A 493-nucleotide genomic window follows, 5' to 3' on the forward strand; every position below is an offset into this window, starting at 1 on the left:
ACCAGCGGTTGGCCAAGACCGTTGAGCACATGATCACGAATGGAAGACTTGATGCCGTCTGCGGCGATCAACAGGTCGCAGCGATGCTCGGTGCCGTCGGTGAACAGTACGCGAGCCTGGTCGCCATCCTGCTCCACGCTGACGGCACGCTTGCCGAACCGGGCGATGCCTTCGGGCAACTGGCTGGCCAGCGCGTCGAGGAAGTCGGCACGGTGTACCGACGACTGCCCTACCCCTTCAGCCAGGCTGGCACCCAGATAACCGGCATCTTCACCCCGACGCCATTCGAACCAGATGTCCTGCCAAGGGTCCTGGGTCTGGTCGGCAATCTTGCGGTAGGGTTCGGCAATACCCAGGCCCGCGATGGCGCGCACGGCATTAGCGCCGAATGAAACACCTGCCCCCACCTCGCCAAAGGCAGGAGCCGATTCGAACAACTGCACGCTCAGGTGGGAATGACGGCACAGGTCCAGGGCCAGGGCCACGCCGGCAA

Annotated in this window: 1 protein-coding gene; it reads right to left on the minus strand. The window is 63.9% G+C overall.

Going from position 1 to position 493, the window contains the following annotated elements; genetic code table 11:
* Positions 1-493 (minus strand): FAD-dependent monooxygenase (locus tag SOP95_RS31555; protein WP_323609523.1); only part of this gene is annotated, 493 nt, incomplete at both ends.

It is taken from the genome of Pseudomonas sp. YuFO8 (assembly GCF_035065025.1).
GTDB lineage: Bacteria > Pseudomonadota > Gammaproteobacteria > Pseudomonadales > Pseudomonadaceae > Aquipseudomonas > Aquipseudomonas putida_AE.